Origin of the sequence: Chamaesiphon sp. OTE_8_metabat_110 (genome assembly GCF_031382685.1) — a bacterium.
GTDB lineage: Bacteria > Cyanobacteriota > Cyanobacteriia > Cyanobacteriales > Chamaesiphonaceae > Chamaesiphon.
The window spans coordinates 1-9,515 of the sequence record NZ_JANMZA010000268.1; the positions used below are offsets into that span (position 1 = coordinate 1).

General features: G+C 43.5%; 9 protein-coding genes and 1 pseudogene. 8 read left to right on the forward strand and 2 right to left on the reverse strand.

What is annotated here, in order from left to right:
- A partial coding sequence (locus tag RMO52_RS09610) for a transposase (protein ID WP_310413380.1) occupies window positions 1-392 on the reverse strand: 392 nt, incomplete at its 3' end.
- A gap of 631 nt (window positions 393-1,023) precedes the next feature.
- On the opposite strand from RMO52_RS09610, the gene RMO52_RS09615 reads away from it, so the two are divergent.
- The gene (locus RMO52_RS09615) at window positions 1,024-2,217 is read left to right on the forward strand and encodes a GIY-YIG nuclease family protein (protein WP_310413383.1); all 1,194 of its coding nucleotides are present in this window, start codon (window positions 1,024-1,026) and stop codon (window positions 2,215-2,217) included.
- A 620-nt stretch (window positions 2,218-2,837) separates the two neighbouring features.
- The gene (locus RMO52_RS09620; RefSeq protein ID WP_309744523.1) at window positions 2,838-3,257 is read left to right on the forward strand and encodes a hypothetical protein; all 420 of its coding nucleotides are present in this window, start codon (window positions 2,838-2,840) and stop codon (window positions 3,255-3,257) included.
- Window positions 3,258-3,628: 371 nt separating this feature from the next.
- Here RMO52_RS09620 and RMO52_RS09625 read toward each other — a convergent pair whose 3' ends face one another.
- Window positions 3,629-4,738 (reverse strand): XRE family transcriptional regulator, encoded by a 1,110-nt coding sequence (locus RMO52_RS09625; RefSeq protein WP_309744520.1) that lies wholly within the window; start codon window positions 4,736-4,738, stop codon window positions 3,629-3,631.
- 395 nt (window positions 4,739-5,133) lie between these two features.
- Here RMO52_RS09625 and RMO52_RS09630 point away from each other — a divergent pair, with 395 nt between their 5' ends.
- From RMO52_RS09630 to RMO52_RS09650, 6 genes and pseudogenes are all read left to right on the forward strand, one after another.
- Window positions 5,134-5,301: a hypothetical protein gene (locus RMO52_RS09630; RefSeq protein WP_310413386.1), complete on the forward strand. Its 168-nt coding sequence runs from the start codon at window positions 5,134-5,136 to the stop codon at window positions 5,299-5,301.
- 95 nt (window positions 5,302-5,396) lie between these two features.
- Window positions 5,397-6,122, forward strand: coding sequence for a CHAP domain-containing protein (locus RMO52_RS09635; RefSeq protein WP_310413389.1), 726 nt, complete (start codon window positions 5,397-5,399; stop codon window positions 6,120-6,122).
- 386 nt (window positions 6,123-6,508) lie between these two features.
- Window positions 6,509-6,637 carry a phospholipase effector Tle1 domain-containing protein gene (locus tag RMO52_RS24670; protein WP_396134935.1) on the forward strand — a complete coding sequence of 43 codons (129 nt, stop codon included), beginning with the start codon at window positions 6,509-6,511 and terminating at the stop codon, window positions 6,635-6,637.
- Between the two features lie 31 nt (window positions 6,638-6,668).
- Window positions 6,669-8,051 (forward strand): annotated as a pseudogene (locus tag RMO52_RS09640) (DUF2235 domain-containing protein).
- Window positions 8,052-8,168: 117 nt separating this feature from the next.
- Window positions 8,169-8,837: an SDR family oxidoreductase gene (locus RMO52_RS09645; protein ID WP_310413392.1), complete on the forward strand. Its 669-nt coding sequence runs from the start codon at window positions 8,169-8,171 to the stop codon at window positions 8,835-8,837.
- 153 nt (window positions 8,838-8,990) lie between these two features.
- Window positions 8,991-9,470 (forward strand): HAD family hydrolase, encoded by a 480-nt coding sequence (locus RMO52_RS09650; protein ID WP_310413394.1) that lies wholly within the window; start codon window positions 8,991-8,993, stop codon window positions 9,468-9,470.
- Window positions 9,471-9,515 lie beyond the last annotated feature (45 nt).

A 9,515-nucleotide genomic window follows, 5' to 3' on the forward strand; every position in this document is an offset into this window, starting at 1 on the left:
CTATGAGTGCGATAGTGGTCGTGGTTATGCACTGCATAGAGGATGAAGTTATAAATCGGATTGATACCCAGGCTAGTATCATAATTTTCAGCAGACACCCACAGATGACTTTGCTTGATATCGGCAAACATCTCAGCAGCATTCTGATAACGTTCATACCATGAGAATTCAAGGTTGAGTGGGGTAGATTGAAATTCACCCCAAAGCCAATCGCATAGCTCCACCAGCGTTGCATCATCAATTTGAGCAGGTTCGCTGTCTAGATAGAGTTTGGCGAGGGTTTCAACTTTGGATGTGCTGATGTAATGTCGAGTATCCACATCGGTATACAAATCTGCCGCTTCTGAATTTTCATCAAGTTCTTTTGTAGGGCTGCTAATCATATTACTCATGGTAATTATTGCGAAGGATATTAAATTTGTAAGATTTGGTGGTGACGCTATTAAATTGCTATTCGACGATTGGGCAAAGCCCACACTTCGTGAACGAAACGATTGTAACGGCTTTTCGATCGTTAATAAGATCTCAATTAGATATTTAATATTTCAACAACAGCAAGTAGTAAATACAGATATTAGGCTAAGACTGTGAGGATCTTGTAAGGAAATATACTGAATAATTTGTTAATTTAAACAGATTATAGTTTTAATTTATAAGTTTTAAATTTCACCGAAAATATCAACCATGCGATCGATAAATACATCTGCAAATAGATAGATTTGTAATTACAACTTACTCCTTTTATATCTATCGATAAGAAGAGATTGCAATTATCGATCGTGTAAGTGCAAAATGTCCAATATTTAATTATTGCGAACTGACTCAGATTATTTTTATAAAGTAGTCATCAACTACTATTGTATTTACAAGCCGCAATTGTACTATCTCGAAACCGCTGCGATCGTACTAAATGATTGCGATCTCCTTAGTTGCCGCAAGCAATCGCGGTAAAATGAGAAAGATCCATAGTCAACACGGACATAAATAGTTCGCACATTACTCCAAAGGTAGGTAAAACTAGAGATGAGAATGTGGCAGTGGCTAGAATACGGTATCGATCCAGACGGAAACCTCATATCCGTCAATCGAGTGCGTCGAGGTAAAACCGATCTAAAATGTCCATATTGTCAAGGAAATTTAACTTCCAAAAAGGGTGAAGTTAAAGCCCACCACTTTGCCCATACTGATACAACTTGTCGGGCGGTATCAGCAGGTAGGGATGTCGAGCTTCCCTTATTTGACAGGTTTAATTTACATTTAACACCCAAAGAGTATGCAGCCCTACTTCAATTTGAAAAAAAAGGTGTAGATTCAAAATATAGATTTTTACTCGAAGCCAAAGACACGATCGTCTACAATCCTCACAAAGGCAGTTATGGAGGTTGGGAGCTAACCAAATTAGGAAAAGTTATTTGTCGTAAACTATCGATGAATTTATTTGCCCAAGTCCAAGAGCCGCTAATGTATGGCAAACTTAGCGATCTCGAAATGCGCGTCCGATTGGCTTATGAGGAAGAATCGGTCGATTATTCCGATGTCCTTATCGATTTAAAGATTTATCGCGACCGGATTAGATCGGCATTAGCCAACCATCTTTATTATTTAAAAGTTACCGTAGATGGCGAAGAATTCTATAAAATTGGCGTGACTGGGCGCACTGTACCGGAGAGGATTATAGAAATAAATTCAGATCTCAAAGGTCACTTTGAAACGGTATCGATCGAAATATTAGGTACTTGGCTACATCGTAGTAATCTGGAGAGATATTTTATCTATAAATACGAACGATATCTTTATCACATCGGCACGCATAGTGAATATTTTAAGTTCGATGACAAGCTGAGTAAATCGGTTTTGCGCGAACTCAGACGAATCGAAGTAAAGGAGATATCCAGCGTCGAGCGCGATCTATTAAATAGATTACCATCGCAGGTCGAATGCAAAATTGAAGCAGTGGAACGATCGCAGCAGCGTCGCAAGGCTATTAAAGTTGGCATGGAACGAGCGAAACAATGGGGCGGTCATGTTGGTAGACCAAGCGGTAGTAAGACAACCGATGATAATTTTCTAGCAAAACCCTCGTCTGTAGCGATTCTGAATGCCTTAGCACAAGGTTTGTCGATTCGAGCAACTGCTGTTGCAGTTGGGGTATCGCCTGCTACCGTGCAAAAGGTGAAGGCGGCATCAAGTGAAAAGGATACTCAACATGCTTCTTGAGACAACCTTTTTTTAGTACGGCAGCAAACAGCATTTTTGCCCAAAACTTGTCCCAAATCGATTGAGATTGGTGTACTAAAAAAAGGGATCGGCAAGAAGTACCCCTAGCTTGATTTGTAGAAATACAATCCCCATCCTCTAATCTACATCCCGCTCCAAAATCGCATCAGCCAGCGTTTTCGCCGCTTTACCCTGCAACTGCTGTCGCCCATCATCATAACGAATCAGCGTAGCCAAGTTCTTATGTCTGGAATGTGCCTGAGCCGAAGCTTGCGCGTCGTCTTAACGACGATCGCACATCCCCACCATTAAGATCCAGCAGTGCCGTAATACTAGAGTGTCGAATCTTATGCGGACTCACCACTCGGTCGTTGGCTTGCCTACCGGAGGTAATCCCTGCCGCTTGAGCCAATCCCCCGACGATCTGATACTGCCAAACGCGATATCGATCGACATCAAGTGTATAAAGAACTGTCGCTCAAAAGAAAGGAAGATTTATTGAGCCAAGTAGCCTTTGACACATTCGATCGAGGTGAGTATTTCTTTAAAAAAGCACGGTAGAACGTCATATTACCGACTATGTTCGCAACATACCAGGCGCGGCGACAGATGAAGAAGCTTTGCAGCTAGATAGCGAATTGGTGCTGCGATCGATTATGACGCAACATGGTTTATTAATCGAACGTGCCAAGGAGATTTTCTCTTTTTCCCATCTCACTTTTCATGAGTATTTTACGGCGAAGTGGATTGTAGATAGTTTTGCAGTTCAGGGCGATCGATTGTTTCTAAAATTAGTTGAGAAGGTTAGCGATCGACGCTGGCGGGAAGTATTCTTTTTGGTATTGGGAATGCTCCCTAACGCTAGTTCTCATTTGCGAGAAATCAAACAAGAAATTGATAGAATGCTGGCTGGTGATGGAAAGTGCCAGGAGTATTTGGTCTGGTTGAATGAGAAATTTCAATCGATCGAATCTGAGAATAGTTTACTCTCACGACTATCTTACTTCTCAGTAAGTTTATTTCATGTGCCCATAACGTAATATTTAATTCAAAGCAAATTTTTCCAAAAACTCGTGATAAGATATTGTTTTAATATTTTTGTCATTACAAACAGACATTAAACATTTAGAATTAGTTACGAGCGTTCGTTGACAAAAGCTTGCGTAATGTAGGTTTAAGATATCATGAAAACTCAAGCTTGGCGATCGATAGCAGCTAGCTTCTCGCAACCAAGATGGATCGGCTACAATAACTGATAAACTCGATCGTTCAATAAATTGGTGGGCATTACAATATTTTGGGTTGTGACACTCTGAAACTACCAGATCGAGGACTTCGGATGAAGTCAACAATAGCAGTTTCCCATCAGATTGCGATAACGATATCAGTGCATCTGCATCTAGAAGAGGAATCAATCACTAACCTCAACATCACTTTGTTTCCAAGTTTGCAATTCCTGAGACACTTCTAAAGTTTGTTTGCCCAAAATTTCAGCAGCACGAGAATTTGTCAGTAATCCTTCTTTCAAGAGTGCAGTATATGTCAACCGCTCCAGACGAGTCAGTCTTTGTGGCATGGGAATCTCAGAATTAGGAAGATCCTTATCCTTACCACCACATTTCTTATTAAGAACGCCCATTTGTGTACCGCTTTGCTGTTTGGTAATAATACCAGCTTGTTCGGCTCTAATCAGAATGGTTCTTAAACTCACCCCATATCGTCGCTTGATATCGATTAACAGAGGATCTGGTATCCAGCGATCCCGATAAGCACGCATTTCTCTATGAATGACATTTTTTGGCAGCAAAATAGCTCCAGCTAAATGGTTAGCTGCCTTCTCACGGGGATCTGAAGATTTAGTACGTTCTGGTGGCTGTCGATATTCTTTATGATGAAAAATTAAGTGGGCAAGTTCATGCAACGAAGTGAAGAATTGGCGTTCGGCTACATCAGTACTATTAACGACAATAAGACAACCCCAATCCTCCTCACAGGCGGAAAACCCTGAAATTTTGGCAGGAAGGGGGTAGGGTAAAACTTTTAATCCTTTGCTTTCTAGAAGCGACAAAGAATCGCCAACAGGTGCTGATTCGCCCAATCCTAGCCAATTGCGTACCTCTTTAGAATAGTCTTCGATCGCCTCAGAATCATAAACATCCAAAGGGAATCTAGCTGGAGACGCGGGTACTTCCCCAAGCAGCTTCTCTAAATTGGCATAGTCAGCAACTTTTTGGATGAGATGCTGTTTGATCGTCGGAGTTAATGCAGAAGGTTCATCTGCTCGGAAGAGTAAGGATGAAAAAAAAGAATTTGGATCTCTAGAGTCTGTCAACTCTAAGCCTTGAAGTAGCTCGACTGCTACTCCCATGATCCTAGCAATACTGCTCAATTGAACTAAGCTAGGCTCCCTTTCTCCATTCTCCCACGCTGCGATTGTCTGACGAGTTACGCCAGCCTGTTCGCCCAAGTCCTCCTGCTTAAATCCAAGCTGATCTCGGTAAGCTCGAATCTGATTTGACATTTGTAGCTAAAAAATAAAATTTTAAATGAAGATAATGTTAGATTTCGTCCCGAATGGCGATCTTGGTCGATTGACGATCTCAGTTGTTCGGTGTCCTTGCTTTGAACTGTCTCGCGTTCAGAGGTGCTAACTCATAACCCGCGATAGAGAACCTCTGTGAGGATAGAAATTTCAATGTTTTTATAATTACCCACTCGCTTCCACGTCTTTTCGAGACTGGCTACGCGTGGGTAAGACTATTATGCCCCACTTCAGGCACCCGATCGGCAATCTTGTTAACAAAATCCTACCAAAATCCACACAAGCTATTGACATGATGTTAGATCGCACTTAACATTTAAATAGTCTGTTTGAAGAAAAAGCTTCAGCAGAATGTTAGATTATATCTAAGCTAAATGGCTAAGAATACAGGGAAAGGTTATCGCAAAGGTGCCGTAGACCAACGCAGTCAAACGTACAACCCAGTCACAGACACTTGGACGAAGCGCGATACCGTCACAGGGAGATTTCTTGATGGCAAGCAAGATGGCGATCCATTCAAGGGAGTTCGGAAAGAAGACTAGGCACTAAGCTTGGTCGGTTAAAGCGAGGGGAGAGTAGTTTCCGCTATCGCTCTCCTCCTATTCGAGACTCAAAAGCAAATTAGGTAATCAAACACATGACAAATATCAATCAAGTCTTGCAGATCGCTCAACAAGAGCTAGGCGTAAAAGAACTAGGTAATAGCAACATCGTCAAGTATGGCGACTGGTACGGACACGACCTTAATGGTCAGTCCTGGTGTGCTATGTTCGTTTCTTACTGCCTATCCGGTGCAGGATTACAGACGTACATCGAGACAGAGAAAGGATTTCACTACACTCCTAATGGAGCAAAATGGTTTCAAGAGCAAAAACGATGGTTTAAAGATCCATTGCCTGGAGACATCGTTTTTTTTGATTGGCAAAATGAAACCGATCTCATTCCAGGTGCAGCTAATCATGTTGCTTTCTTCATTGCTAAAACAAAAAAAGGTCAAATTATTACGATCGATGGTAATAATCCGCCAGATGATAAATCCAATGGAGGGGAAGTTCGCTATCAAATACGACCGCTCGATTTCACTGTGATGGGATTTGGTCGTCCTACCTATATAAACCCGATCGCAGAGCCTTTACCTCTATTGAACGGAACCAATTTATCTTCTCTTACAACTAGCGAAGATATTAAAGTCTGGCAAAAAAGAATGATAGCTCGTGGCTATGACTTTGGCACTATTGGCGCAGACGGAGTTTTCGGTAGGCGTTCTAAAAAAGTGTTGGAAGAGTTTCAGCAAAAGCTGGGCTTTAAAGTTAGTGGAGAACTCGATGTGCTGTCATGGCAAGCTGCTTGGACAGCAATTTAGTTAATTTCTAAATATGTTCGCTCGATTGGGAGGGGTAAGACTAATTAGAGGCTCTTACTCCCAATTCAGTTGAGAAACTAATGTAATTTCTAACACAAGCAAAGTACCATAACAAGAGAGATCCAATATGTCCACAATCAGAGAAGAACTTTTAGTTACAATTCATACTTTAATTAAAACTAGTAGATTTAATCTGCTTGGAGTCACAAAGGAAAAACTATACCAATCGTTGCTTGGGAAGCGAAAGTCTACGCAACTTTACCTTTAGGTTCCCAAACATAGGATTAATGACGGGTTCGCTCCAGAATTGTTAAACTAAGCGAACCCAGCTTCTAAGATTTAAGTCCATCGACAAACCGAATAAGTTTTATCACCCATAAAGTTTTATGAACAAGCGATTGATTGTTTGCTGCGACGGCACCTGGCAAAAAATTGATAGTCCTTATCCAACCAATGTAGCCAAGCTGGTTCAGGCTATTCCGGCTATCTACAGAAAATCTGTTATTTTACGGTGAAGGTGTAGGCACGGGAGATGAAGCTGACAAAATTTTTGGTGGAGCATTGGGATGGGGCATCGATAAAAATATTCAAGAAGCCTATCGGTTCCTTTGTTGAAATTATGCCGATGGCGATCGAATTTATTTGTTTGGCTTTAGTCGTGGTGCTTATACAGTCAGAAGTCTAGTGGGGCTGATTCGTGCCGCAGGGATATTACCGCGAGCGGGTATTCGTCAAATTCCCATCGCTTATAAAGCTTATCAAAATGCCAAAGTCAAATTTTCAGATAAATCCGAGATCGAACGTCAAAACATCAAGCTTAGAGAAACTGACGAGTTGATGGAATTTCGCCAGGATTTACACGATCGGTATCGAGATGGCTATCATGAGGAGGTCGAAATTACCTTTTTGGGCTGCTGGGATACTGTCGGTGCGCTAGGAATTCCCGATCGGATTCCGTGGTTGCCCCTCGATCGAATTCTCAATCGGAAATATCAGTTTCACAATACAAAATTGAGCAGTAAAGTCCTTCATGCTCGCCACGCGCTCTCGATTGATGAAAATCGCCAAGAGTTTGATTTTACCGATATGATTCCAGCAGATGGTTTGGCCGATCGGGTGGAGCAAGTATGGTTTCCAGGCGGACATGGTTGTATAGGTGGTGGCACCAAAGCTAATAGTCCTTTGTCTAATGCTGCTCTGTTATGGATGATGGCGGAAGTAGAAGCATTGGATTTGGGACTGAGCTTCGACAACCGCAGTAGCATTGAAGATGGAGTTGGCATCGACACAACAATTTTCTGCTCCAACGAACTGGCTTTTCCATACACCCCAAACGATCGAGCGATTCCAGCTCACAGTAATTTTCATCCATCGGTTCGGCAGCGGTGGCAGGAGTGCGCTTGGTATCGTCCTAAATCTCTCACACCATTCGCATCTGAATTAGGTGAGTCACCCCCACTTCATGCCGGAGCTTTAACAGTTGGTCAAAACGTTCGATTTGCAGTGCAGGCTAAAGAGCCTGAAAATCACACTGCCATTCAAATTGAAGAAGGTGCTACTTATACTATTAATGTTAGCCCCCTGCAAGTTTGGCAAGATGCCCAAATATCCTCATCGGCAGCAGGCTGGAAGATTGTCAAGTCTGATGACGATGGCGAGTGGAGCATTGAGGGGCTGGAAACTCAAAAGATCCCATTTGCATTAGGCAAGTTTTATCAGCTTTCTAAAGGTATAAGTCGAGTAGCTGAAGCGGAATGGATGGAACTGATAGTTGAAATTGAAGGTGAAAAATATCGAATTGGCTCCGATCTAAGAGTAGAATTTACTGCTATTACTAGTGGTGAATTAATTGCCTATGCGAATGACGCACCTGGGTTCTATCAAAACAATCAGGGCTGGATATTTGCGACGATCGAGCGGACGAATTAAAAGTCCATCTAAATTGTAACTAGCTCTTAAGATCTTAACATTCCAGAAAGCAATCGCTCCAACAGTGGAATGTGAGTGCTAGGATTTGGATTAGAGCTATTACTCATCCATAAATTTATGACAACCTCCGGCTCAATTTTTCTGGCTGGTGCTAGCCGTGGCGTTGGCCATCAAATTGCCCGCATTTTGGCAACCCAAAATGTGCCTGTGTTAGCCTTGATTCGAGATCCTGCCGCCCAAGCCGATCTCCAGGCTCTGAACGTGGAAACAGTGGTGGGTGATGCCCTCAATCCGACCGATGTTACCAATGCCATGAACGTTCAGATTAGTGCGGTCGTCAGTACGATCGGCGGAATGCCCCAGGATGGACAGCGGGCAGATTTCCTCGGTAATAAACAGTTGATTGATGCGGCGGTGAAAAATGGAGTCAGTCGGTTTATTCTAGTTTCCTCCATCGGTGCGGGTGATACTAAAGATGCCATTCCTGCCACTGCCTATGCGGCTTTGGCACCCGTGCTAGCTGATAAGGAAAAGGCCGAGCAATACCTGATGGATAGTGGCTTGAATTACACGATCATCCGTCCTGGTGGTTTGAAGTCGGAGCCAGCCACGGGCAATGGGGTGTTGACATTGGATACCCATGTGGCTGGCAGCATTACACGAGCGGACGTGGCGGCTTTGGTATGTCGTTGTCTGGCATCGGACGCGGCTCAAAAGCAGGTATTATCGGCATTCGATAAAAACATGGTCTACGGCACGACAGCGTATCAAGAGTTTATGGTGTAAATGCCTCCTGGAGGATGAGCATTTTCTGTTTCCCCTATTCACACTGTGTCTGCTTTACCGAATCACCTGCGTCAATTTAGCGCGGGCGGTAGCAACTCCCTTTGAGACATTCGTTGGTGTAAGCTGAAAGCATTGTCTCGACCTTTATGCCTGATGTCTGTTTCCTTCGAGCGACGTGACTGTTGGATTTTCGATCTGGACGGGACGCTGACCATCAGTATCCACGACTTCGACGGCATCAAGCGCATTCTAGGGCTACCGATAGATCGATCCATCCTCGAAGCTCTTAACGAGCTGCCTACCGCCCAAGCCGCCCAGTTACACCAACAGCTTGACGCTTTGGAACTAGATATCGCCCACCGAGCCACGGCACAAGTCGGTGCCAGAGAACTCCTGACTAAATTGCGCTCGCGGGGGGATCGGATCGGTATCCTGACTCGGAATAGTAAACTCAATGCCCAGGCAACCCTAGCCGCTTGCGGATTAGCTGAATTCTTTCCAGCAGAATCGATCCTTAGTCGCCATTGTTGCCCGCCCAAGCCAAGTCCAGACGGGATTTGGCAATTGCTACCCTTGTTGGAGCGCATCAAACGATCGCTCGGTGATGGTGGGAGATTATGTATTCGATCTTGAAGCTGGGCGACGGGCTGGCAGTGCCACTGTCTATCTCGATCCAAC

Bases quoted from the DNA above. Each gene is read 5' to 3' on its own strand.
- RMO52_RS09645 (WP_310413392.1), top strand. From the start codon at position 8,169: ATGACAACCTCCGGCTCAATTTTTCTGGCTGGTGCTAGCCGTGGCGTT.
- RMO52_RS09630 (WP_310413386.1), top strand. From the start codon at position 5,134: ATGGCTAAGAATACAGGGAAAGGTTATCGCAAAGGTGCCGTAGACCAA.
- RMO52_RS24670 (WP_396134935.1), top strand. From the start codon at position 6,509: ATGAACAAGCGATTGATTGTTTGCTGCGACGGCACCTGGCAAAAAATT.
- RMO52_RS09650 (WP_310413394.1), top strand. From the start codon at position 8,991: ATGTCTGTTTCCTTCGAGCGACGTGACTGTTGGATTTTCGATCTGGAC.
- RMO52_RS09625 (WP_309744520.1), bottom strand. From the start codon at position 4,738: ATGTCAAATCAGATTCGAGCTTACCGAGATCAGCTTGGATTTAAGCAG.
- RMO52_RS09615 (WP_310413383.1), top strand. From the start codon at position 1,024: ATGAGAATGTGGCAGTGGCTAGAATACGGTATCGATCCAGACGGAAAC.
- RMO52_RS09635 (WP_310413389.1), top strand. From the start codon at position 5,397: ATGACAAATATCAATCAAGTCTTGCAGATCGCTCAACAAGAGCTAGGC.